Here is a 25796-nt window from a genome sequence, read left to right on the forward strand (position 1 = left end):
CAGCGCATCAAGCGCCTGTTGTCCCTCCTACGCTGTCCATGCTGCTCCTCTACAGAGCATCAATAATATGGAAGAAGCGATATTGCGTAGCCTCAGTCCACGCGTAGGAATCCTGATAGTCCCAATAACGGTGACGGCTGTTCGTCGTATGCGCATTAATGAGCGGCATGCCGTTTGCATCAAATGCAGTTACGATCGTCGTGTGTTGGAAATGGCCATCTCCATCCCAATCATAGGCGATGACGTCGCCAAGCTGCAGATCAGTTGGCTGTGCAACCAGCTCTGCTCGCAAGCTAGATGCGCTATTAGCAAGCAAGCGCTCTAGACTGTTCGCGACCGCCCAGCTGTAGCTCCAGCTCTCCTGACCGTTGACCATTCCTTTATACCACCAGCCCGTTTCTCTTCTACCAGTATAGTTCATAGGCACCCCCCCTGCAAAGAGACATTGGGAGACATAATTGGTGCAATCGACCTCAAACGACAGAAAACGGGGATTAGGCTCGTTCCACCATTGTTCTGCATATTGTACCGCTCTCTCCCGCCGATAGGGGGAAGACTTCTGCGGCCGCATATTCATGCCTAGCACATCATAATTCAATAGGGGCATCGAGCGGTTCTGCCTCTCAGCATAATGCTGCGCCTCATGATTCTCGTCATCCAGCTTGCTGCCATGACGCTCATGGGCTGGTGTTTCTACTCGTGTAATAATCCAGCTGTCACCGTCTCGATTCAGTGTCAATCGCTCGATGTCAATTCGCTCATCGAACAAGGACACACCCTGCTGGTCATACTCGCGCTGGACGTGGAACTCTACGTCGACAGCCACTTCTCCATCGCCTTCATGCTTGCGTACGATTTTAGCCTTTGTCTCGCTCTTAAGCGGTGTTGTTCCGCGTTCGCGATACCACAATTTCAATCTTCTGGCCCGCTCGCTGGCCTTCATAACATACTCCATATCCTCGATAGGTGCCTGAACCGCATAATTCCGATCATCCACTTCTGAGCGATTGTGCTGATCTACATAGAGATACAGCGTATTTTTCCAATCTTGCCGCATGCTACTGCCTCCTTGTACGGGCGCGCCTCCGGCGGACAACCGTCCTTGAAAGCCGCGGAATATTGCTACCATATATATGCGTCATCCACATCGCTCATGTCCTGTGGAATGGCCTTGGGAAGCACGGTTATCAATTGTGTGCTTAGGGCTACGAATCTGCTCTTTATCGAACAAACGACCAGACATCACAAATATGTGCGAAAAGCACGTACATTTAGGCATTTTTATGCAGAAAAACCTCTTTACGCTCATACGGGAACACGCTATACTGGAGATGTGAAGCAATTATGAAATAACGTTTCATCTAGTGGAACTGATAGAAAAAAATTAACTACCTGCATACCTGCCAGCACACGTGAATCAGATGCATCACCAAGCAAGAGATGAACACAGAACCAAGAAGGAGGTTTCTCTATGGCAAGAACAGATGCTTTTTCTACAGCACGCGAGTTAACCGTCGGTAATCATTCCTATCGCTACTACAGCTTGGAAGCGTTCGAGGCGCAAGGCAACGATATTTCCCGCCTTCCATTTTCGATCAAGGTGCTGCTTGAAGCAGCCCTGCGCCAATTCGACGGCCGCGCCATTACGAAGGATCACGTAAACCAGATCGCCAATTGGGCGAATGGCCGTGATGAGAATAAAGAGATTCCATTCATTCCAGCACGTATCGTGCTTCAGGACTTCACAGGCGTACCCGTTGTTGTCGATCTGGCAGCGATGCGGGATACGGTGAAAAAAGCCGGTGGAGATCCGAAGCAAATTAATCCGCTTGTTCCGGTCGATCTCGTTATTGACCACTCTGTCATGGTTGATGCATTCGGCACTAAGGATGCACTCGAATATAACATGAACGTGGAATTTGAGCGCAACGAAGAGCGCTACCGCTTCCTTCGCTGGGCGCAAACGGCGTTCGACAACTTCCGTGCGGTACCACCTGCAACAGGTATCGTTCACCAAGTGAACTTGGAATACCTCGCTTCCGTAGCGGCTACGAAGCAGGTTGACGGCGTTACTGAAGTATATCCTGACTCGCTCGTTGGTACAGATTCGCATACGACGATGATCAATGGTCTTGGCGTTGTAGGCTGGGGCGTTGGCGGTATTGAAGCAGAGGCAGGCATGCTCGGACAGCCGCTCTACTTCGTTACACCAGAGGTTATCGGCTTCAAGCTAACAGGCAGCTTGGCGGAAGGCGCTACGGCGACTGACCTTGCACTGACAGTTACCCAAATGCTGCGCAAGAAGGGCGTAGTCGGCAAGTTCGTTGAATTCTTCGGTCCAGGCCTTGGGAACATCAGCTTGGCTGACCGCGCAACTGTAGCGAACATGGCTCCAGAATACGGAGCAACAATCGGCTTCTTCCCAGTTGACCAAGAGACATTGAACTACATGAGCTTGACTGGCCGCTCCGAAGAGCAAATCGAGCTCGTGAAGGCTTATTATACAGCCCAAGGCTTATTCCGCACGGAGGCTACCGAAGATCCGGCATTCACAGATGTCATTGAATTGGATCTCGGCTCGATCGTACCAAGCTTGGCTGGTCCGAAGCGTCCGCAAGACCGTGTAGAGCTGACGAACATGAAGCAATCCTTCCTTGATATCGTGCGCACGCCGATCGATAAGGGTGGATATGGTCTGAGCGACGAGAAGATCGAACAGCAAGTTGCGGTTACTCATCCGAACGGTGAGACAACACAGCTGAAGACAGGTGCTGTCGTAATCGCGGCTATCACTAGCTGTACGAATACGTCCAATCCTAGCGTAATGATCGGTGCAGGTCTAGTTGCAAAGAAAGCGGTAGAGCGTGGCTTGAAGAAGCCTGCTTACGTGAAGAGCAGCTTGACGCCTGGTTCCCTGGTCGTTACCGAATATTTGAACAAATCCGGCTTGATCGAGCCGCTGGAAGCGCTCGGCTTCCATGTTGCCGGCTACGGCTGCGCAACATGTATCGGCAACTCCGGTCCGCTTCCTGACGAAGTAAGCAAGGCAATCGCAGATGAGGATATGACCGTTGCCGCTGTCTTGTCCGGTAACCGCAACTTCGAAGGCCGTGTCCATGCTCAGGTGAAGGCGAACTATCTTGCTTCTCCTCCACTGGTTGTGGCATATGCACTTGCGGGTACAGTCAACATTGACCTTGCGAACGAGCCGCTTGGCTACAACAGCAACAATGAACCTGTATTCTTGAAGGACATCTGGCCAACATCCGAAGAAATCAAGGAAGCTGTTGCTCAAGCGATTACACCGGATATGTTCCGTGATAAATACGAAAATGTATTTACTCAAAACGAGCGCTGGAACTCCATTCCGGTTCCAGAAGGCGAGTTGTACGAGTGGGATGAGAAGTCCACGTACATTCAGAATCCTCCGTTCTTCTCGAACCTTGGCTCTGATTTGAACGATATTGCAGATATCCGCGACGCGAAGGTATTAGCGCTGCTCGGCGATTCCGTAACGACTGACCATATCTCGCCAGCCGGCAATATTAAGGTCGACAGCCCTGCTGGACAATACTTGATCGATAATGGCGTAACTCGTCAGGACTTCAACTCCTACGGTTCCCGCCGCGGCAACCATGAGGTCATGATGCGCGGTACATTCGCAAACATCCGTATCCGCAACCAAATCGCGCCAGGCACAGAAGGCGGCGTAACGAAGTACTTGCCTACGGATGAAGTGATGTCCATCTATGATGCTTCCATGAAGTATCAAGCAGACGGTACGAACCTGATCGTAATCGCTGGTAAAGAATACGGTACAGGAAGCTCCCGCGACTGGGCTGCGAAGGGTACTTACCTGCTCGGCGCAAAAGCTGTTATCGCCGAAAGCTTTGAACGTATCCATCGTTCCAACCTGGTCGGCATGGGCGTTCTGCCGCTTCAATTCCAAGACGGCAACAGCTGGCAGACTCTCGCCTTGACTGGAACGGAAACATTCAGCATCGTAGGCTTGTCCAACAACGTGGAGCCAGGTCAATCCCTGCAAGTTGTGGCAACTCGCGAAGACGGTACGCAATTCGAATTCCCGGTAACAGTTCGTCTCGACAGCATGGTCGATGTCGACTACTACCATAACGGCGGCATCCTGCAAACGGTTCTTCGCCAAATGATCGCGCAAGAGCGCTCGCACGCGTAACTATAATTAATCTCGACCCAACATGGTAAACATAAAGAGCCCCCTTATCGTCGATATTGGCTGGACACCTAATGTGTTCCTCCAATAAAGGTATAAGGGGGACTTTTTTATACATGTATGAAAAAAGAAGTACCTGTAATTCACGAGACGTAATGTATGGCGAGAAAAGGCTAGCTCAATCCTCAGACTCTGCTACTGTTACTTCAGTTACTGTTGCTGCCTCTGCCTCTGACTCAGCCCCGCCATCAACCTTGGCCCCTTCCCCCTCCTTCATCCCGCTGTTGGCCATGGATGAACTTCAAATGTTCTCTCCCCCAGCTGCACATACTGTCGAGAACCGTAACCAAGGACTGGCCATGCTCCGAGAGACGGTATTCCACCCGAGGCGGCACCTCCGGATAGACGATCCGCTCAATAAGCTGATCTTGTTCCAGTTCCCGTAACTGTTTGGCCAGCGTGCCTTGGGTGACATCTGGAATGATCCGCCGCAATTCCCCAAATCGTTGGGTGCCATTGATTACTAGAATAAATAGAATGAGAGGCTTCCACTTGCCTCCGATTCGCTCAAGCGTCGTCATCACGCCAAGTAATCGCGGCTCCTGCAAATCCATCGCTTCATTCACCTCGCAAGGGATATGTTGTCCTATATTTTTAAATAAATGTCCTGCCCTCCAATTCCTTAGCCTGTCAAAAAGTACGATTTTTCGTACTAAGTACGATGAAAGTGTCTACTTGGCACCCTTCTCTACTTGTTCCATAATAACGTCGAATTACAAGTGAGAGGAGTCAAGAACTATGTCTACGATTTCATTACACAAGCAACGTGTTGTCATTATTGGAGGGAGCTCGGGAATTGGCTTGGAGACGGCCAAGCAAGCCGCTGAACAAGGAGCTTCTATCGTGCTTGCCAGCCGTTCCGCAGATAAATTGGAGCAAGCCCGTCAACTATTAGGGACAGATGTGACAGAGATTTATACGTTGGATAATCGCGATGAAGCTCAACTCGACCGCTTCTTCGAAACGGTTGGCCCATTTGATCATTTATTCACGCCTGGGGCTTCGTATGTTCGCGGCCCGATTACATCGACGCTTGAAATAGCTCGCAGCTGCTTCGATGCCAAGTTCTGGCCGCAATACCATGCGGTTAAATACGCGCTGCCGTACTTGAACCGCAGCGGCTCCATCGTGCTGATGTCAGGTGCATTCAGTCAACGTCCCCTTGCCGACGGCGCATCATACGCCGCTTGCAATGGAGCTATCGAAAGTCTTGGCAAAGCCTTAGCCGTAGAACTAGCACCCATTCGCGTAAATGTCATCTCTCCGGGGACAGTTCGAACCCCCTTCAACTGGGAAGGTGCAGAACAGGCCATACGAGAGCAGGCCTATGAGCAATCTGCGCGCCTTAACCTGCTCGGCAGGGTAGGAGACGTCGAAGAAGCCGCGCATACGGTTATCTACTTAATGACGAACGGCTATACAACAGGAAGCACGCTGTATCCTGATGGAGGTTACCTTCTACGTTAACAAAAGCAAGTCATATCACGACAATGACACGCTCTTCACACAGGGCTGACTGCCTCATCAAGTCCATTCTGTAGGGAGAGCAGTTCACATTACAACTCCGCAAGGATCATTAGGTCGATTTCGAACGTTTCTTTCAAGCCTGCTATACCCATCTCCGTTATATGAATGGCTCTTGTATCTGGCAGCCGCTTCATCCAGCCCAGCTCCAGCATTCTTTCCAATAACGCGTTGCCTAGTGCTCCTGCCAGATGGTGGCGACGCTCGCTCCAATCCAAACATTTTAGGATATAGGCACGACGCTTTTTCTTCGTTCCTGTAAGATCAATTTGTAACTCTGCGAAAAAAGCCTCTCCCTTTTCCGTAATTCGAAAAGCTTCTCCGTCATCCTCCATCATGCCCATCCGTATAAGCGACTCTGTCACCTGAACTCCAGCATATCCAGCCAAATGATCGTAGCAGGTGCGTGCAAAGCGAAGCTTCTTATCTTCAGCATGCTGCTTCAACGAGCGAATCGGAACCGGTGGCGCAATAGATAGTAAGGTTTCCATAACACGCGCTACCTCTTGATCTCGAATGCCATAATAGCGGTGGCGCCCCTGCTTCTCCATCATTATGACGCCCGCCTCGATCATTTTGGAGAGGTGAAAGCTAGCTGTCTGCGGCTTGATGTTCGCCATTGAAGCCAACTCGCTAGCCGGGTGGAAGCGGCCATCCAATAAAGCCGTCAGCATAGAGGCACGAGAACAATCGCTGACAAGCGAAGCAATTACGGCTGCATTTGGATTCGATTTTCTGGACATCCAATATCCCTCCCCAATTTGTAATCCATACTTCGATGATAATGGAATTATTTACGTATTACAATGAGGCAGAAGGAATAAATACCTACATAACAGGAGGCAGCACCTATGGAGACGAGCAAACAAAAAATCGCAACAAAACACATTCAACCGAAAATCCTCTATTATGGAACGCCCGTTATTTTATTGAGCACCTTAAATGAGGATGGAACTGTCAATATAAGTCCCCTATCCTCCTCTTGGGCGTTAGGGCAATGCATCGTGCTTGGAATCGGACTAGGAAGCAAAACGTTTGAAAATCTACAGCGTCATCAAGAATGCGTCATCAATGTGCCAAGCCCTGATCTGTGGGGAAATGTCGAAAAGCTGGCGCCTTACACAGGAAAGCAGCAGGTTCCAGAATGGAAACTGCCGTTAGGTTTTTCTTATAATAAGAACAAGTACGAAGCGGGTGATCTGACACCGACTGAGTCAGTTGCCGTACAGCCTACCCGCATTGCAGAATGCCCTATTCAAATCGAAGCACAGGTGAGACATATTCGTATCCCCGAGCATACTTCGTTTATGGCGATTGTCGAGACGGAAGCCGTTCACGTTCATGCCCATGAGGATATTCTCATCGGGGATAACCATATTGATCCGCGGAAATGGAGTCCGCTTATTTATAACTTCCGCCACTACTTCGGACTTGGCACTGAGCTCGGCAAGACGTACCGAGCAGAAACATAAAGCAATAAAAAATCCGTTGTACCGGAGAGAAACAATCCTTTTTCCGGTCAGCGAGCTATCATTTCAGGTCTATGAAATGTGCATCTCCCCCTTTAGAGCCGCCCTCGCTGCCGCTTACTCTTTGGCATACTCTATTCAGAAAGTCTACTATTCGTTTCATATTGCAACTGAAGCAATCTGCAAAAGGAGGGCTCGAGAGTGAACGTATTTCCGCATCTTACTTATCACCGAACACGGGACTGGGCTGCCGGAGCCGCTCTTAACCTTCAACAGTTTCAAGAAATGTATCGTGTGCTTTACCCGGCAGAAACGATTATTCTTCCTCCTCCCAAAGGAGTAGACACGCCTCGATGGGGATCTATATGTCACTTTGATGAAGCATTCGTGGCCGTTATACCAGGGGGAAGGGTCATGACTGGGAGCGGTCATGTGGTAACGCCTGACCACCGCCGGCTTCAAGACGTAGAACTCCCCCCTTATCCTTACCCGTTCAATGAGCTTCCTGAGCCGCAATATACATCAGAAACTGTTGCCACATTAATGTGGGGCTATAATGTTCCCGGAACTGCATATCACCAAGCTATTTTCGGGCACTGGTTTTTTGATTATTTGCCCCGCATTCATTTGCTGGAGCAGAGTGGAATTGCTATCGACAAATATTTGGTTGGTCAACTGACACATTCTTTCCAATATGAATCGCTGCAAATGCTCGGCTTTCCGATGGAAAAGTTAATACAGGTTGACCGTAACGATTTCCATTTGGTCGCCAACAAGCTGGTCGTGCCGGCCGTACCATTCCTTATTGGCGGATGTCCGAGCTGGGCCAGTCAATACATTCGCACCCGTCTGAAAAATGCTTCCATTGCTCCTCGTCCTGGCTATGAGCGAATCTACGTTAGCCGCCAAGATGCGTTCGTTCGACACGTCATTAATGAAGAAGAAGTCATGCAAGTTTTGGCCGAGAAGGGCTTCGTCCGCATTTTGCTTACACCGCTGTCCACGGCCGAAAAGATTGCAATTTATTCGTCAGCGCAAGTTATCGTTGCGCCGTTCGGAAGCGGGAGCATTAACACCGTGTTCTGCAATCCAGGCTCTACATTGATCGAACTGACGCCGTTAACAGTTATGGATAGTTACTTTTGGAAAATTAGCAATTATGCAGGTATGAATTACTATGAGGTTCTATGTAATATCGAGCAGCCGCCAAAGCCACTTGCTGGCTTTGATAACCTGATCGTCGACATCGACAAGCTGAAGCGCGTCCTTCATATGGCAGGCATTTAGTTGTGCCTGCCATATGTAGCGATTAGCACAGGGCTATGCAAGGACACGCCGCTTGCTGGCTGTATCTTCCGGTACATGCAAATGTGAACGACTCGCATCCTCTCTCATCCGCCTGATGATGACCAAATGATAGGTATCCGCATAGTATGAAGCACATAATTCGAAGAGCTTCCACGCTTCCGAAACCTATGTTAACGCTTACATTATGGGAGGCGATTCCATTGGTCGTTACACTCGTCGGGATACACTGGGTGTATCTGCTGTTCATTGGGTTAATTATTGGCTTCCTCGTCATGCGGAGAGATACGACTATTGTATGTATGGCGGGGATATTCCTGCTCGGCTTGCTGGCAACTTCCTCGGTCAGTTCAGCGGTCAGCGGTATATTTACCAGCTTTATTTATGCCATTAAGGAGTTGCTTGGCACCATTCTCATCATCTCGATTATTGTCGCGATGAGCCGTGTGCTGCTCGCGTCCGGCATTAATGAAACGATGGTATCTCCATTCACCAAGCTAATGCGCGGTCCCACGATGGCCTATTGGACACTTGGGATTGTTATGGTCGTCATCAGCACCTTCTTCTGGCCGTCGCCAGGTGTCGCTCTTATTGGTGCAGTGCTGCTGCCAGCAGCAATTCGCGTAGGGCTGCCTCCTCTTGCTGTTGCGATGGCTATGAATTTATTCGGACATGGTATCGCATTGTCAGGCGACTTCGTCATTCAGGGCGCACCAAAGCTTACCGCGGATGCAGCCGGATTGCCCGTTAAGAGCGTGCTGGAAGCCAGCATCCCGCTTGTACTGGTCATGGGTGTCGTCACCACGGTCGTAGCGTTCTGGATGATGCGCCGCGATATGGGGCGTGGTCTTCTGACCATGAGTACCGGTCTTGCCAAAAATGACGACCGCAGCAGCTTCCATGTGACTCGTATTCCCTTACCTCCCGTTGCCAAAACAACTCTAGCCATTGTCATTCCCCTGCTCTTCGCCATCGACGTCATCATGCTGTTCAAGTTGAATCTTCAGGGTGGAGAAGCAACGGCGCTTATCGGCGGAACCGCTGCAATCATACTCATCGTCGTTACTCTGCTCACCCATCGCAAGCAAGCACTTGAACAGACAACCAGCTACCTCGTGGACGGCTTTCTATTTGGGTTCAAAGTATTCGGCCCTGTCATTCCAATCGCCGCATTTTTCTATTTAGGAGATTCTGCCTTCTTCGAAATCTTCGGCAAAACTCTGCCCGCGGCATCGCATGGGATTGTGAATGATCTAGGGTTGGCGCTTGCACACAGCGTTCCACTCCACCCTGCCATCGGTGCAATTACCCTCACCATTGTAGGAGCTATTACAGGATTGGATGGGTCAGGATTCTCCGGCATCTCGCTTGCCGGCTCCATAGCGTCCCTGTTCGGGGCCACCATTGGCGGAGGGACAGATACCCTGACTGCACTCGGTCAAGTTGCCGCCATATGGGTCGGAGGGGGAACGCTAATCCCATGGGCGCTCATACCAGCAGCAGCAATTTGTGGCGTCAGCCCGTTCGAGCTGGCACGCCGCAACCTTGTTCCGGTGATCATCGGCTTAACCGTCACGACACTCGTCGCAATGCTGCTGCTTCTTTTGTAACAACAAGTCCCACCTGCTCGCTGCTTTGCAACAGGTGGGACTTGTTTTGTTTAAACCATCATTATCATTGTTACCCTTACACCTTCTCAACGTGTATCAACATGCCTGACAGCTGACAGATTTCCTTTTAGTCCTCATCACTAGTGTTTGTTATCCTTCAGAGCCATCATTTTAGTATTTGTTATCACTTTAGTGTTTGCCATCATTTTTTTGCTTATCATCGCTTTTGTGCTTGTCGTCCCCATTATTGCCATGATCCATTGGTTTGTTCATGCTTCCATTGTGCATGCCGCCGTTTTTCATTTTCTCTTTTCTCTTCAAATAACGTTGGTGGGAGATTTCATCAATTTCCTTCCACGATGCTTCCTTGCCCTTCAGGGCTTGATTGTCCGACACGAACTTCTGCGCTGCATCCTGCGTAGCGAACAACGCGTAGCCATATTTCATCGGTGTCTTAATATCCGCCTTTACCGGAGTTGAATCCTTTGCTGTCACCCATTCTAATGTACTATAATCTCTCACCCAGGATGCAGCCGGCTTCTCTTTCATATCTCGCTCATAATTCAATAAGCAGCCGACATCGTCAAAATAGAGATGCTGACCATCTGCTGTCTGCATTTGCGCTGTAAACATCCCCATATCTTCTTCTCTCAAATAGATTTTCATTTGGCAAAAGGCGCATAAGTCCTCATGGGTTGGCTCCTCCGCATGTGCTGCAGCCAGCTCCTGCTTAGATTGTGCCTTATTCTGAGTCGTTTGGCTTACTTGTTCCTTCCCCGTATTCGAAGCCGCTGCTTCCTCAACCGGCGCCACAGCTTGTCCGCCCTTCTCTCCCGCATGATCTGCACCGCTACATCCTGCAAGAATACTCAGCATCATGATCGAACAAATAAAAATAGCTAACCCCTTTTTCATATAACACCCTCCACGATGGAATTCATTTACAGAACAAATGCTAGCAAGCAATTGTGAGGAGATTGTGAAGGAAGTGAAATGAATTGTTGAACTTTATGTTGCAATTTTCCAAAAAGAAGTACAAAACTTCATAGATTTGATCAGATTTTGTGTCTAAAGCCGCTATAATGTTGCTATATTCCATTTTTTGAATAACAGGAGGAAGCGCCTTATGCGCCTTGCACCTTTCTTACGCACACTTTTGCCTTTGTTTGTTCTGCTCACTCTTGCTTTTGTTCTTACCGGGTGCGGCAAAAATGATTTCCAGCCTATAGAGCAGCAGCCTATTATCGTCAGCGTCAATGTGAAGGACCATAGTCTCTCTTTCCTTGATCCTGTCCGCAATAAGGTATCGGCGGCATGGCAGCTCGATTTCCCGCTTAGCGGCGCCCTATTCCTTGCGAAGGACCAATTGCTCGTCTACGGCAAGCAGGCGGACAAAGCGCTCATTTATCAATTGTCTACAGGAAAGCAGATCGAGACGTGGGACATAGGCAAAGGAGCGGCCAATGCGCTGCTGTCCCATTCGAAGCAATTTGTCTATTTTGTTGATCAGCATCATAAATCGATTCGCGCTTTCCGGCTGGACGGCACGCTTCAGTACGAGGTTGCTGTAGGCAAGCAGCCGTTGCATATGTATGAGGCGAAGGACGGGAGCAAGCTGTACGTCATCAATTTCGACGATACGACGATGTCCATTATAGATACTCAATCGCAACAAGTTGTACAAACATTCGGCATTAACGAATCTTCGGCTGGCGGTCTGCTGTTGGATGATCGGCGTGAGCTGTGGGTTGGCGGTCACGGAAGCGGAGCTGAAGTCGAGTCGGACATCCATGTGTACAACATGGATACCGGGTCGCTTATTCGGCGCATCCCAGCTCCTTATATGCCCGTAAGCTTTGCACAGACGGATACAGGCATATTCGCACTGAGTCACGGTTCCAGCACGCTTCGCAAGTTCGCGCGGAATACCGGCGCAGAGCTTGGCACGATCAAAATTGGCGCCAACCCATTCGAGATGAAGGAAATTGGCGGAAATCTATACATCGCTAGTTATGATAGCAATGAGATCTATGTCATTGATCCCAACTCACTCACCGTCAGCTCAATCATCCCTGTGGGCCAAGGCCCATTCCAGATTACGTCCAACTCATAAGCGCAAGGAGGAGCAAGCATGAACCAGTCTCGATTGCTCATTATCGATGATGAAGAAGATATGAGAGCACTCGTGCATATGTATTTGAAAAGCTCTGGATTCGAGGTGTACCAAGCCGCGAATGGCGAGGAAGCGCTAGAGATTCTGTCTGCCATGTCCATCGATCTAATTGTTGCCGATGTCATGATGCCAGTTCTGGATGGCTTCACGCTCTGTCTGAACATACGCCAGTCCTCTAACGTGCCAATCGTCTTCTTAACGGCAAGAGGAGAAGAATGGGATCGTGTCTATGGCCTGAAAATCGGTGCCGACGATTATATTGTGAAGCCGTTCAGTCCAAGCGAGCTGATCGCCCGCATCGACGCGGTTCTGCGCAGGGTTAATCGAGAATCTGCAGCAGACAAAACGGTTCAGCTATACGGCCAAATCGAGATCAATGAACGAGGTAGAACGGTCAAGGTATGCGGCAAGCCCTTAGCTCTCACCTTGAAGGAATTCGAGCTTCTCCTCTTCTTATGCCGCCACCGCGGACAAGCACTCAGCCGCGAGCAGCTTCTGGAGCACGTGTGGGGTATCGACTACGAGGGCAGTGTTAGAACTGTAGATACACATATCAAAACACTGCGCATTAAGCTCGGCAATGTGGGTGAATTCATTCAAACGATGTGGGGCATCGGATATAAACTTGAGGTGTAAATGGCATGAAGCAGCTAACCTTAGCACAGAAAATGTGGCTTATCGTGTGCGCGGCGATTATCGGAACTGTGTCTTTTTCGTATGCGCTCACTCACTATTTCTATGAAAAATACTATGTCGAAAAGGTAGATGAAGGACTGCGGCTGGAAGGGCTTCGCCTTGCAAGCAACTATAGCGGTGGAGAGGTCACCGCCAAGCTGCGCGATCAGATCGATTGGTACAACAAGATGTCTGACTCGGAGGTGTTTCTTGTCACGAACCCGCGCGAGTTAAGCGCCTGCCTTCCCTTCGAAGTTGAATACGACTCCCTCATCAGCGAGCAGGATCGCCAGCAGCTCCTTCAGGGCAACCCCGTCACCAAGTCCGGGTTCGAGGAACGATTCGGCCGCACGATTCTATCTGTCAGCATCCCGCTGCTGGACGACAATCGCTTGCAAGGCATCTTATTTCTGTACATCCCGCTTGCAACCATTATGGAGATGAACAAGGAACTGACCAGCATTTTCATTCCGATCACCTTATGCTTCGTGTTCCTGTCCCTTGTGCTGGGCAGAACATTAATCAACCGCATCACGCAGCCCCTTCGACGCTTGGAGTCCGCTGCCCATGAGATGGCACATGGCAATTATGCGGAACGTGTTCCGATTACAACACATGATGAAATCGGCAAGGTGGGACAAGCCTTCAATCAGATGGCATGTGCCGTTGCCGAGGAGGATAAGCGCAAAAAAGAATTTCTCGCGAACGTGTCCCATGAGCTGCGGACCCCTATCAGCTATGTGAAGGGATACAGCGAAGCGATTCTGGATGGGGTTGTTGAATCTGAACAAGATCAGCGAAGCTATATCAGCCTGATCCACCGCGAGGCCGGCCGCATGCAGCGGCTAGTTCATGATCTGCTAGAGCTGGCCAAGCTGGAGAACAATGCCTATCCGCTTGCCATCACCCATCTGGTGTATGCTCAGCTTATTGAGGACGTGCTGATGACATACAGACACATACTTGTCCAGCAGCAAATTGCATTGGCGATCGATCTTGATCCCGAGCTTATTATTGAAGCCGATCAAAATCGAATCGAACAGGTGCTCCATAACCTGCTGGACAATGCCATAAGGTATACGCCGGAACAGGGAACGATCAGCGTCGAATTGCGCGCAACCTCGGACACCCATTGTGAGCTGAGCATCAGCGATACCGGCATCGGCATTGCCCCTGAGCATCTTCCCCATATAACCGAGCCGTTCTATCGAGCCAATAAGGCGCGAACCCGCAAGGATGGTGGAACAGGGTTGGGGCTTGCCATTGTGTCCAATATTGTTGCTATGCATGGCGGAACGCTGACCTTTCACAGCATCGAGAATGAGGGGACGACTGTGACGATTGCGCTGCCGCGATACAGAGAGACATAAAAACTTGCGGGTTGTCATGCTCCGTTCACACATTCTTTCATCTTTGCACACAATTGTGTCGTAATGTAGGAGCCAAAGAAAATGAAAATGGGGACAGGATGGTGGCCAATTGTGACCAATTGCAGACAAGTCAACAGAAAAATGCTGCTGGCCGCTCTAGCTTTGCTATTGTCTCTCCTCACCTGCTTCCCAGGTACAAGCAAGCTGCATGCCGCCAACGCTAATGGGAAGGCGTTCATCGTTCGTGCCGGAGATTCGATCCAGAAGGCCATTAATGAGGCTAAAGTAGGCGCAACCATTACCGTACAAGAAGGCAGCTATCATGAACAGCTTGTCATTGATAAGCCACTGAAGCTCCAAGCTGCAGGCAGTGCTAAGGTTACGCTGAACGGCAATAATCAAGGACATGTCGTCACGATTACCGCCCCCGGCGTTTCCCTAACCGGATTTCAGATTATCCAGAGCGGCAGCAAAAAGCAGGACGCTGGTATTTATATCGCCTCCTCGGACAACTTGATCGTGTCCAATACGCTGTCCCGCGTACAGAATGGCATCTATGTCAACAAAGGAAGCCGCAATCAGATCGAGAACAATACGATAACGAGCAATAACAGCCGTATCTCTAAGCGAGGCAACGGCGTTCACCTCTTCTATGGCAGTGGTAATGTTGTACGTGGCAATGACATTTATGATGTTCAGGACGGCATTTACATCGACTTCGCAGCCGACAGTACGCTAAGCAGCAACACGATATCCGATTCACGCTACGCCATTCATCTCATGTTCGGTGAAGGAGGTCTCGTATCGGGCAATCAATTCATGTACAACATTAACGGGATGATGGCCATGAGCTCCTCCTCCTTTCGGATTGAGCAGAACATCATGCAGAAGCAGCTTGATTATCGCGGCTATGGAGTGTTGCTCTATGACACCGATCGCATCACGATGCGGGGCAACCGCATGATGTACAACAGCAACGGTCTCGCACTGGAGGATGCGAGAGACAGCATCATTACAGACAATGTCATCTCGGGCAATCATCTTGGCCTTAGTCTGCTGAAGGGCAATACCGGAACTACCATATCGGGGAACCAGTTCATCGGCAATGTCGTGCAAGCACGTAGCTTGGATGCGAAGCAGGCCATTGATGACGGCACATCGGGCAATTATTGGGACGACTACTCTTCCTTCGATATTACCGGCGACGGCATCGGGGAACTACCTTACTACGCAGGCTCCATCTATGACAAGCTGCTGCCGAAGCAGCCGCAGCTGCAATTCTACTTCGAGAGCCCTGCCATACAGCTATGGAATGCAGTTAATCGCATGCTGCCTTCCGCTAACGCAACGAGCGGAGCAGATCGGTTCCCGCTTACGCAGCAGCCCACCCTTCAACCACTTGTAGATGATCCTGCACAATCAGTCCTAGAAGCGGAACATCCTACAGACAATCGCCATCTTGTCGGCATCGCAGGATGCTTGTTCCTAATTGGCGGCATATTCATTCTTGCACAAGGGAGGATTCAGAAATGACATGGAGATTCGGAACAGTCGTAGCGGCAGTCGGCCTCCTGCTTGCCACATCCTGCGGCAAGCCAAGCTATGAGCCGCGCCCGATTAACCCTGATATCGATGTATGCATCATATGCAATATGAGCGTAGCGAACGAAGACTACGCAACAGAGGTTGTATTAACGGACGGCAAGATTATGACCTTCGATGATATCGGCTGCATGATGGATTATATCCAATCGTATCACAATGCAGACAATCCGATTGCCAAGTCCTATGTATACACCGCAAGCAATTGGGTAGAGCTGGAGCAGGCCTGGTTCGCCTACCACCAAGACTTCTGGACACCAATGGCGAATGGCGTGCTGGCCTTTCCGAACAAGGAACAAGCAGAGCAATACGTTGCACAAGAGGGCAAAGGAAACGTTCTGTCGTTCTCTGACCTGAAGCAGCATAAATGGGACGGTCATCAATGAAGCACATAGGTTCGATTGCGAAGCAGGAAATGAAGCTGATCATTCGCAGCCGCTGGCTGGCAAGCTTCTCCATATTATTTACACTACTGGCGCTGTTCATCGTATTCTTCGGCAGCACCGGCTATCAGGCAGGATACGAAGGGTTTACGAGAATGACTGCAGGACTTCTGAATCTCTCCCTCTTCCTCGTTCCGCTTCTCACGCTGTTAATGGGCAGTACCATGCTCGCGGGAGATAAAGAGGATGGGGGCTATCAATTGCTGCTCACCTACCCGGTATCGCCCACTTCCATTGTCCTTGGCAAATACATAGGCATGCTGGCGGCCATTGCAGCCGTTATCCTGCTCGGCTACGGTATTGTCGGAACTGTGCTGTGGATCACGAACCGCACTGGCATGTTCGCCGCCTCCTTGTTTTTCCTCTTTATCGCCTTGACCCTGCTGCTTGCGGCTATCTTCCTGGCGATAGCTTCGGTCATCGGCGTGTATGCCAGCACACGATTCCAAGCGCTTGGCATCAGCATTCTGACATGGGCGCTCAGCGTGCTCCTGTACGAATATATCGTGATGGGCGTCTCCAGTGTTGTCCCTTTTCATTGGATTATTACACTCTTAACCACATCCATCCTGTTCAACCCAGTTGAGCTAATACGGGTGTGGAGCATCGTTCAAATGAAGAGCGGCATGATATTCGGGCCGACGCTCTATGACTTTACGATATGGGCCGAGGGGAGCACCGGACAAATTGCCTTCTGTCTGACGGCTGCGGCATGGATCATTGCTCCGCTTGCCTTATCCATCATCATTGTGAAGCAGGGGGGGCGCATCCGCAAATGACGACAAATGCGATGATTCGATTCGATAATGTATCCAAGATTTATTCCAAGCAGAATCAGGTGCGCGATATCCACTTCTCAATCGGCCAAGGTGAATGCTTCGCCTTATGTGGAGGCAATGGCGCCGGGAAGAGCACGATCATTCAGATGATGATCGGCATTGTGAAGCCAACGTCAGGCAGCATTTACTTGAACGGGCACAAGGTATCGTCCACGGACAGCGCCTATAAATCCACATTCGCCTATATGCCTGACAATATGGTATTTCCCCGTTCCTTGACGGGATACGAGGTGCTGCACTTTTTCTCCAAGCTGCTGCAGGTGCCGCGAGGTCGCATCGATGAGCTGCTCTGCCTCGTTGGGTTGGAACAAGACAAGCATAAGAAGGTAAGCCATTATTCCAAGGGAATGCAGCAGCGGCTCGCGCTCGCACAAGCGTTGCTGCCTGAAGCTCCGATCATCATTCTGGATGAGCCCACCAACGGACTTGATCCCTATTGGGTGCATACGTTCAAGGAACTAATCCATGCTGAACGCAGGAAAGGAACAACAATCCTCTATTCGACTCATATTTTGTCTGTCGTGGAGGACACGGCCGATACTGTCGCCTTCATGAATGAAGGCGTCATGGTCGCATGCGATTCTGTCGCTAGACTTTGCCGTACAGAAAATGGACATCGTTCCTTGGAAGCCGTCTTTTATGATACATGCCAGCGTATAGCCACTAGTTCGTAATTAGTGTTTCTTCTCTCGTAGTAGAAGCCAGCGATCGCTGGCTTTTTTAAGTTCATCAGTATGCATGCATTACGACATGATTAGCAATGTTTCTCATGAACATGCGGTTGTACCGCTGCTCCTGCCAGTTCATCATAATAGGCCTGCAGATCAATCGATCTGCCCCCATCCAGCCGTGATGCCTCTGCTGCGAATGCCATCAGATGGCTGCGTACGGAGACAGAGGCAGAAGACTTGCTCTCCGTCACCATTCCCGCCTCGAAATCACGCACTTCCTTAATAAAGGAGCGGACTATATCCGCGTCTCCACCCCCATGCCCCGCAGCAGATGCATGGATATGGACAACACGCTTCTCCTTCGTCACGAAATCATGGAGCGTGAAAGCATCATCCTCCATATTGCCGCGAATATCCCCTTTCGTGCCCATCACCTGCACAATGCGAGTATTATCGTGTGTGAAGCCGCACATGCTGAAGGTAGCCGTTGCGCCACTGGCGAATTCCATATTGACGACCTGATGATCCACAACATTATTATCCGTCTGATAGACACATTTGCCGTACGGCCCTTCCCACAGCGCCTTAATGATGCCTTCCTTCGTATGATCGTCTGTAATTTTCCGCGCCCATCCAATCCCTTCCCCCAGGTAATAACGAGGCGCATGATACTGGCAGACATGTTCTGCCGGACATCCTTCGATACAGCGCAGCGGTGCACCCTCCGGTCGATTCCCTTCATGAAAATGCATTAACGAGCCAAACGAACTAATGCGTGTGCACGGTTCCCCCATTAAGTACGCCAAAATGTCCATATCATGGCATGATTTCTGCAGGATCATCGGGCTCGACTCGTCGCTATTGCGCCAATTGCCGCGTACGAAGCTGTGCGACATATGCATATTGCCCACGTTCTCATTTAACTGTATCGAGGCGATATCACCAATCGCACCTCGGTCGATTTCCCGCTTCAAAGATGACCAGAATGCCGTATAACGCAGCACATGGCAGATCGTGAGCAGACGATTGTGCCGTTTGGCCGCAAGCTCCATCTCCACACACTCTGCCGGCACAGGCGACATCGGTTTCTCCAGCAGAACATGATACCCTAACTCAAGTGCCCGGAGCGTTGGCTGGAGGTGCATTCGATCCAATGTACAGATAATTGCAACTTCTGCCTGCCTCTCGTTGCCAAGCAGCGACTCCCAAGAATCGAATTGCTGCTGAGCGGTTAGTGCAAATTGCTCGGCAAATTTGCGTCGTCGTTCTGTATTCGGTTCAGCGACACCTACAATACGAAATTCATGCGGATTCTCCAGCGCATATGGAGCATATGCACGTGCTCCCCGATCCCCTGCTCCAATCACAACCGCAGTGGTAGGCTTCATGTTGCTTCTCCCCCTCTAATGAAGCGAAGGAACGCCCGCAAGCAGCAGCGTTCCTTGGCCTCTCATTATTTTGCTTGGTAAGCCTTATTCATTTCATCTGTAATCATTTGCAGCTCTTTATCCTGCTTCAAGATCGCAATAAACTGATCATAGGCTTCAATCGTCTCTTTCCCAATGATCACCTTCGTCCGCATATCATCTACCTTCTTTTTAATTTCCGGGTAGAACCGATTATAGGCTTCCGAATAAATGCCGCGTCCTGGATCTGGTACAACATGCTCCTTGCGCTCATTTACAATTTTCACGTTGCGTTCATACAATTCATCTGGCATCCCCACTGCAGCAATAGCCATATCGTCGCTAATCAAGTGGAACAAGCTCGACATGTTGCCGTCTCCCGTCAGATCTTTCTTCGCCTGCTCAGTCGCAATTCGCTTGCCGTTCTCTTCCTTGTAATGCACATCTTTCACACCGTAGTACTCCAGAATATTGCCCTCTGGGCTATTTCCATAATCGAACAGCGCCAGAATCTTCTTCACCTTCTCCTCTGGCACCTTCTTGGGAATCAGATACACGCCATAATAGGACTCACCGGAAGGGACATATTTAGCCCCCTGCGGATCCGCCAGGTAAGAGGTCGGAATGAGGTCGGCCTTCGGATCGATCTGGCGAAGCACTTCCCCTTGGATCCAGACATGGTTCATGGATAAGCCCACCGCTCCTACCTTGCCGCCACGAACCATATCAATAATTTGCGAGAACTTTAAGATGGCAAAATCCTTCGGGAACAGTCCTGCATCGTAGGCTTTCTTAATCCACAGCAGCGCATCACGGGAAGCATCTTCAGTGATGATCGGCGCCAGCTTGCCATCCTTCAACTTCCATGCGCCTTGCGTTTCATTGAAGACGTTATATACAAAACCGAGCGAGTCTGGGGATGCCGCATACGGAACGATATCAGTCTTCCCGCCGGGCGCCTTCTCCTTAAATGCCTTCAGTACGTCGAAGAGCGAATCCATGGAATTTGGCACTTGCAGATTCAGCTCATCCAGCCAATCCTTACGCAGCATCGGGAATACACCGCCGCCAAAGCTTGGATAGTACCGTGGAATGGCATAGTTCTTGCCCTCGATCTTCGTCTCCTCCCACATCGCCGCCTTAACGCCTTCCGTTAGATTCGGATAATCCGTAATGAAAGGTGTCAAATCCCAGAACACGCCTTGCTTAATCATCTTCTGGAGCTGCGAGTTGTTCAGCGACTCCACAAAGGTAACATCCGGCATCTCACCGGACGCCAGCATCACATTGACCTTATCTTCAATCGTCGTTGGTGTCAGCCATGTGATGTCCAGCTGTGTATTCGTGTTCTTCTCTAGTTCCTTCCACATCGGATTGCTGTTGTTCACCATGTCGGGCGCATAATTCAACGTTTGCAGTGTAATCTTCGTTGGACCTTCTCCCCCAGAGGCACCGCCTCTGCCTCCACCGCCGCATGCAGTCAGCAGCAGTGAACATGCCAGCATGATAAGCATTGTTGTCTTGAGCAAGGATGACAACTTACGTGATGAATTGTGAACCATTCTGAACCCTCCTTTTTGATATGCGAGCACGCTACAGGCTGTCCATGTGCATCCTATACTTATTCATTCTTTGACAGAGCCAACCATCGCACCTTTGGCGAAATGCTTCTGTAAGAATGGATACACCAGCATAATCGGCACAGTTGCTATAACGACCGCTGCCATTTTCAACGTCTCGGACGGCATCTGGCGATTCATACGGAAATCCGCACCGCTCCCTCCTGCCCCGCCGCCCATTGCCGCCGGATCGACCAGCAGGTTTTGCAGCAGCACCTGCAGCGGCCACATGCTCTGATCGTTAATGTACATAAGCGCGTTGAAATAGGTATTCCAATACCCTACCGCAAAGAACAAGCCGAATGCGACCAGCGCTGGAAGTGACAAGGGCAATATAATGCGCCAAAATACGCTTATCTCGTTACACCCATCAATTCGTCCCGCTTCCTCCAGACTATCGGGAATACTGTCGAAGAATCCCTTCATAAGCAGAACGTACCACCCACTGGTCAGCGACGGAATAATGAGCGACCAGATATTATCGATAAGTCCGACATTGCGCACAATTAAATACTGCGGCACAAGTCCTGGCTGGAACAGAAAGGTTAACAAAATAAGAAACAGAATGGCCTTCCGGAAGCGCAGTCGCTTCCGAGAGAGCGCATAAGCCAAGCCCCCGGTTACGATGAGGCTGCATGCTGTTCCTACTGTAGCCAGAAAGGTGCTCACACCGAGTGCGCTGACAAACAAGCCGTTTGCGAGCAAGTACTGATAGGCATCCAGTGACCATTTGGCCGGGAACAAAATAAGCGGCTTCGTGTAATATTCCGTTGGATCCGTGAACGACAGCACGATTGTATAGTAAATAGGAAAGACGGTCGCCAAGCTGATGAGCAGCAGAATGGCTATGTTCCCGATATTGAATAAGCGATCTCTCACACTGTTATCTCTCATAGCACTTGTCTCCCTCCCTAATTAATACAAACTGTCCTGTCCGAAGCGCTTAGCAATTTGATTGGCCGCCACCACAAGAATGACGCCAACTACCGATTTGAATAATCCGATGGCTGTACTGTAACTGAACTCCCCTTGCTTAATCCCAACCCTGTACACATACGTATCGAACACTTCCGCTACATTGGAGACGGCTGCATTCATCATCAGATAAATCTGCTCGAATCCGGTATCCATAATAGTGCCTAGCCGCAAAATAAACAGAATGATGATCACATTGCGCATGCCCGGCAGCGTAATATGCCAAATGCGGTGCATCCGCCCTGCTCCATCCATCACCGCAGCCTCATACAGCTGAGGATCGATTCCTGCGATAGCAGCGAGGAAGATAATCGTCCCCCAACCGACCTCCTTCCAGATCGACTGTGCCGTCAACATTCCCCAGAAATAACTTGGATTCGTGAGCAGATCAAAAGCCTCTTTGTCCATAGACAGCAGCAGCTTGTTGAACAACCCTTCCGATTGCGAGAACATGAGGAACGTCAACCCCGAAATGAGCACCCACGATAAGAAGTGCGGAATGTAAATGAGAGACTGTACTGTTCGCTTCACAATCGAATGCCGAACCTCGTTCAGCATGATAGAAAGAATGATCGGCGCCGGGAAGAAAAACAACAGATTCAGAAAACTGATAGCGAGTGTGTTGCGCAGCAGAATGTAGAAATCTTCATTTGCAAAGAAGCGGCTGAAATGCTCGAATCCTACCCATGGACTTTGAAACACACCGAAATACGGCGAATAGTCTTGGAAGGCGATCACAAGATTCGTAATCGGAACATACTTGAAGACAAGGAAGAAGAGAAGTCCTGGCAGCGCCAACAAATACAAGTATCTATCCCTCTTCACATCTACCCATACACGTGTGCGCGCTCTTCGTTTAGATGATGTCCTCCGTTCTAACTGGGCTGCAGATGCAGATGTTGATGGTTCCATGCTCATCAGTACTACCTCACTTTCTTCTGCATGTTCAATTGAGACAACGAGTATCACAATGTCTGCTAGGATTTTTATCAATGTAAACGCTATCACAATTTCATGCAATTTGACTTTTTTGCTGAAGCATCTTGCCTGCCTGCATAACCGCGCTTATTCATCGCTCGATGAACGCACAAGCAAGCCCCGCAAAGAATCACCTGCTGCGAGATTCGATGCAGCATTTTCCCGATTTCCTGAGGCTGCACTTTTTTTCTGTAAGCCTTTTCATCCGTTGTGCCATTCAGTATGATAAATACAATCGGTCACCATACCAGAACATTCCATACTATCGTTCTTGTATGAACAGCTTCGTGCAGTCGAGCAAATTACAATTTTTATTCCAATATCAAATATCAATGATTACTCCAGTATTCCGTTTCATCATCTTGCCACACAGGAGGAATTCATGGGAAAGCTGCATGATATACTACGTCCCTCTTCCAAGGGAATCTTCTATTGGAAAAGTCTCGCGCTCGCCGTACTGCTGACCTGCCTGCCAATCACGATCATCAGTGCGGCTTATTTATATATGGGCAACCAGCAGCTTGTGAAGCAGTTTCAAGAGAAGAACGACAGCGAGATGATTGAAGCAGCCAAACAAATCGATAAACAGCTTGGGCAGCTTATTAATTACGCTCTACATATGGTCGTGAAGCCGCATTTCAAGCCGACGATTTCCGATATGGATTTCGCACAGCAGTTCGAGGAAACGAACCGTCTGCTCGATACGCTCACGCTTATCGAGAATGCCGATCCGATTATTGATCAGGTGTATTTGTACGTGGCGAAGCAGAACAAAGTACTTCAGCCCTCGATTGGTCTTCGGACATTGGAGCAGGCAGAAGAATCTCGCTGGAAGGAGCTTATGTCGGCCGAGCAGGGCATCTTCTGGGCACATGAATTGCAGCGTCCCTTCAGTAGAGGCTCTTCCCATGCCGTCGTAATGAAGCTGCCGTTCAATGGAAACGCATCCTACGGGGCTATCGTGATTTACATCAATCCGTCTAAGCTGTTCGTATTTGCGAACCCAGACCGATATGCTTACCTGCTCGACGAGGAAGGGCACATTATTGGGCAAAGCGAAGCAAGCAGACAGAATCCTGAGGCATTCGCCGCTATTCAATCTCATCAGACTCAACATACAGAGGCATTGAATCAACCTAGCGGAAGCAGCAAGGTTCCCTTGGATCAGGATACATTGCTCATAAACACCGTAACCTTGGAGAAAATGGGCGGCAAATGGACTTACTTATCGGCTACCCCTCAATCCATCATTACGGCACCTACACAACCCTATACACATATCCTCATTGTGTGCTGGATATTTGCCCTGCTGGCTGCGTTAGCGTTAAGCTGGTTCGCTTCCCACCGTATGTATCGACCGATACGCCGGATGATGAATTTGCTTACAGGCTGGCGCTCCCCGGATACGGATGTTCACAATGAGCTTGATTATATTGAACGGGAGTGGCAGCATTATCGAATTACAAATGAAACATTGGAACGGAGGCTGAATCAGGCCGTGCCGTCCATGCGCGAGGCAATTATGAATCAATTCATTACAGGACAGGCAGCGCACTGGACAGAGAGGGAGATGATGGAGAAGCTTCATACGATGGGGGTCGCCATTGAAGGCAGGTCATTTGCAGCAATCGTTCTACAACTTCATCCAACCGATGAAGAATATAAGCCGCTGTCCGATAAAGACGATGTTCTATTAACGTACGCAGCTATCAATATCGTGGCAGAGCTATCCCAATCCGCAGCGGAACATGTTCACACGATTAATTTCTTAGATGGATCGTTCGGACTTGTGCTCATACTTCCCACACAGGATCATACTCAAGCAGAAGCACAACAGGAGCTGCACAGTCTGTGCTCCCATTATATCAACGTGCTGCATGAGGTTCTGCGCATCCAGGCTACCATCGTCTATAACGGGCCAACCTCGTCGTGGATGGATATTCCCCATGCCATGGAGCAGGCTCAGCGTGCGCTTCGGTGCCGCACCTTCGACGCAACGAGCCAATTGCTTCAGGCCGATCAAGTGCTGGATAGAGCGAATACGCTGCTTGAAGCCCCTCTGCTTGTGCTTGAGCAGGAGCTTATTTACGCTCTCAATATGGGTCTGGCCCAGGAAGCGACGCAAGCCTTGGAGCAGTATGTAGAGGCACTGCAAGCAAGCCACGCGGCAGAATGGCTTGTCCATCAAGCGCTGTTGCGACTAATGGGAAGCATCCATCGCGCTATGCTTCAGGCCGGCCATAATCCGTATGCCGTCTATGACAGCGCCCAGCTGTATGAAGAGCTTCGTATGCTGCGCAATCCACAAGCATCCTTGTCCTGGTTCCAAGAGAAGGTGATCCACCCTTACATTCATTCGCTCTCTCGCAGCTTCAATGCATCTATGAAGGAGATTGTAGACAATCTGCTCGAACAGATTGCACAAAGCAACGGCCAAGAGGTTGCACTTGAAACCTATGCGAAAAGTAATGGCGTCAGCATCTCTCAACTGAGCAGAGCGTTCAAGCAAATGACAGGAACGAACTATGTCGACTATATTACCTCGATAAGAATGAACTATTGCAAGCAGCTTCTACTGACCACGGATATGAAGATCAATGAAATCGCTGAATCGGCCGGTTACCAGGCCCCCTACTTCAATCGTATGTTCAAGAAGCTCGAAGGAATAACTCCCGGCCAATATCGCCAGCGTCATTCCTCACAAACCCTATAGCAGGATGTCGCAATTGGAGCAATAACTTCAGCATAACCTTATACATCACTGCAGATCATGGCTGGCATTCCGATCTCCGTTCTGATGGGTGCTGTCAGGCGCATTTCATAGGTCTATACAACTTCGGCCCCTCCACTGCTTACCGCAGTAGAGGGGCCGAAGGACTTATTAT

21 protein-coding genes are annotated in these 25796 nt (G+C 49.8%); 13 read left to right on the forward strand and 8 right to left on the reverse strand.

Annotated elements, in window-relative coordinates:
- Window positions 1–49 precede the first annotated feature (49 nt).
- The gene (locus PBN151_RS21090) at window positions 50–1057 is read right to left on the reverse strand and encodes an amidase domain-containing protein (RefSeq protein ID WP_072730579.1); all 1008 of its coding nucleotides are present in this window, start codon (window positions 1055–1057) and stop codon (window positions 50–52) included.
- Window positions 1058–1471: 414 nt separating this feature from the next.
- On the opposite strand from PBN151_RS21090, the gene acnA reads away from it, so the two are divergent.
- On the forward strand, window positions 1472–4195 hold the full coding sequence (acnA, locus tag PBN151_RS21095) for an aconitate hydratase AcnA (protein ID WP_072730580.1): 2724 nt from the start codon (window positions 1472–1474) through the stop codon (window positions 4193–4195).
- Between the two features lie 245 nt (window positions 4196–4440).
- Here acnA and PBN151_RS21100 read toward each other — a convergent pair whose 3' ends face one another.
- Complete coding sequence (locus PBN151_RS21100) at window positions 4441–4806, reverse strand: winged helix-turn-helix transcriptional regulator (RefSeq protein WP_065291570.1); 366 nt, start codon at window positions 4804–4806, stop codon at window positions 4441–4443.
- 184 nt (window positions 4807–4990) lie between these two features.
- Here PBN151_RS21100 and PBN151_RS21105 point away from each other — a divergent pair, with 184 nt between their 5' ends.
- Complete coding sequence (locus PBN151_RS21105) at window positions 4991–5719, forward strand: SDR family oxidoreductase (protein ID WP_072730581.1); 729 nt, start codon at window positions 4991–4993, stop codon at window positions 5717–5719.
- Between the two features lie 89 nt (window positions 5720–5808).
- On the opposite strand, the gene PBN151_RS21110 is transcribed toward PBN151_RS21105, so the two are convergent.
- A complete protein-coding gene (locus PBN151_RS21110) occupies window positions 5809–6519 on the reverse strand; it encodes an ArsR/SmtB family transcription factor (protein ID WP_072730582.1) in 711 nt (236 codons plus the stop codon).
- Window positions 6520–6627: 108 nt separating this feature from the next.
- Here PBN151_RS21110 and PBN151_RS21115 point away from each other — a divergent pair, with 108 nt between their 5' ends.
- The 3 genes from PBN151_RS21115 (at window position 6628) to PBN151_RS21125 (ending at window position 10160) form a co-directional block, all read left to right on the forward strand.
- A complete protein-coding gene (locus PBN151_RS21115) occupies window positions 6628–7248 on the forward strand; it encodes a flavin reductase family protein (protein WP_072730583.1) in 621 nt (206 codons plus the stop codon).
- Between the two features lie 198 nt (window positions 7249–7446).
- Window positions 7447–8532 (forward strand): glycosyltransferase family 61 protein, encoded by a 1086-nt coding sequence (locus PBN151_RS21120; RefSeq protein ID WP_072730584.1) that lies wholly within the window; start codon window positions 7447–7449, stop codon window positions 8530–8532.
- 221 nt (window positions 8533–8753) lie between these two features.
- Window positions 8754–10160, forward strand: a complete 1407-nt coding sequence (locus PBN151_RS21125; RefSeq protein ID WP_072730585.1) for a hypothetical protein — start codon at window positions 8754–8756, stop codon at window positions 10158–10160.
- A 189-nt stretch (window positions 10161–10349) separates the two neighbouring features.
- On the opposite strand, the gene PBN151_RS21130 is transcribed toward PBN151_RS21125, so the two are convergent.
- Window positions 10350–11075 carry a nitrous oxide reductase accessory protein NosL gene (locus tag PBN151_RS21130; RefSeq protein ID WP_072730586.1) on the reverse strand — a complete coding sequence of 242 codons (726 nt, stop codon included), beginning with the start codon at window positions 11073–11075 and terminating at the stop codon, window positions 10350–10352.
- A 211-nt stretch (window positions 11076–11286) separates the two neighbouring features.
- Here PBN151_RS21130 and PBN151_RS21135 point away from each other — a divergent pair, with 211 nt between their 5' ends.
- The 7 genes from PBN151_RS21135 (at window position 11287) to PBN151_RS21165 (ending at window position 17936) form a co-directional block, all read left to right on the forward strand.
- Window positions 11287–12273 carry a YncE family protein gene (locus PBN151_RS21135; RefSeq protein WP_072730587.1) on the forward strand — a complete coding sequence of 329 codons (987 nt, stop codon included), beginning with the start codon at window positions 11287–11289 and terminating at the stop codon, window positions 12271–12273.
- An 18-nt stretch (window positions 12274–12291) separates the two neighbouring features.
- Entirely contained in the window at window positions 12292–12969 is a 678-nt protein-coding gene (locus PBN151_RS21140) for a response regulator transcription factor (RefSeq protein ID WP_072730588.1), read from the forward strand.
- Between the two features lie 5 nt (window positions 12970–12974).
- Window positions 12975–14378 (forward strand): sensor histidine kinase, encoded by a 1404-nt coding sequence (locus tag PBN151_RS21145; RefSeq protein WP_072730589.1) that lies wholly within the window; start codon window positions 12975–12977, stop codon window positions 14376–14378.
- 81 nt (window positions 14379–14459) lie between these two features.
- Entirely contained in the window at window positions 14460–15911 is a 1452-nt protein-coding gene (nosD, locus tag PBN151_RS21150; protein ID WP_083545258.1) for a nitrous oxide reductase family maturation protein NosD, read from the forward strand.
- Window positions 15908–16366, forward strand: a complete 459-nt coding sequence (locus tag PBN151_RS21155) for a nitrous oxide reductase accessory protein NosL (RefSeq protein WP_072730590.1) — start codon at window positions 15908–15910, stop codon at window positions 16364–16366. The genes nosD and PBN151_RS21155 overlap by 4 nt, the downstream gene beginning before the upstream one ends.
- Window positions 16363–17202, forward strand: coding sequence for an ABC transporter permease (locus PBN151_RS21160; protein ID WP_083545259.1), 840 nt, complete (start codon window positions 16363–16365; stop codon window positions 17200–17202). Before PBN151_RS21155 ends, PBN151_RS21160 begins: the two co-directional genes overlap by 4 nt.
- Complete coding sequence (locus tag PBN151_RS21165; RefSeq protein ID WP_139295392.1) at window positions 17199–17936, forward strand: ABC transporter ATP-binding protein; 738 nt, start codon at window positions 17199–17201, stop codon at window positions 17934–17936. The genes PBN151_RS21160 and PBN151_RS21165 overlap by 4 nt, the downstream gene beginning before the upstream one ends.
- 80 nt (window positions 17937–18016) lie before the next feature.
- Here the strand turns inward: PBN151_RS21165 and PBN151_RS21170 are convergent, their stop codons facing one another.
- The 4 genes from PBN151_RS21170 to PBN151_RS21185 all read right to left on the reverse strand — a co-directional run bounded on the left by PBN151_RS21170 (window position 18017) and on the right by PBN151_RS21185 (window position 22851).
- A complete protein-coding gene (locus tag PBN151_RS21170; RefSeq protein WP_072730591.1) occupies window positions 18017–19321 on the reverse strand; it encodes a Gfo/Idh/MocA family protein in 1305 nt (434 codons plus the stop codon).
- A 65-nt stretch (window positions 19322–19386) separates the two neighbouring features.
- Window positions 19387–20901 (reverse strand): extracellular solute-binding protein, encoded by a 1515-nt coding sequence (locus PBN151_RS21175; RefSeq protein ID WP_072730592.1) that lies wholly within the window; start codon window positions 20899–20901, stop codon window positions 19387–19389.
- Between the two features lie 63 nt (window positions 20902–20964).
- Complete coding sequence (locus PBN151_RS21180; protein WP_065291583.1) at window positions 20965–21852, reverse strand: carbohydrate ABC transporter permease; 888 nt, start codon at window positions 21850–21852, stop codon at window positions 20965–20967.
- Between the two features lie 21 nt (window positions 21853–21873).
- Window positions 21874–22851, reverse strand: coding sequence for an ABC transporter permease (locus PBN151_RS21185; RefSeq protein ID WP_072730593.1), 978 nt, complete (start codon window positions 22849–22851; stop codon window positions 21874–21876).
- Between the two features lie 442 nt (window positions 22852–23293).
- Between PBN151_RS21185 and PBN151_RS21190 the strand changes: the two genes are divergently transcribed.
- Window positions 23294–25624, forward strand: a complete 2331-nt coding sequence (locus PBN151_RS21190) for a helix-turn-helix domain-containing protein (protein ID WP_072730594.1) — start codon at window positions 23294–23296, stop codon at window positions 25622–25624.
- Window positions 25625–25796 lie beyond the last annotated feature (172 nt).

The sequence above is a fragment of the Paenibacillus sp. NAIST15-1 genome, assembly GCF_001894745.1.
GTDB classification, from domain to species: Bacteria; Bacillota; Bacilli; order Paenibacillales; family Paenibacillaceae; genus Paenibacillus_B; species Paenibacillus_B suaedae.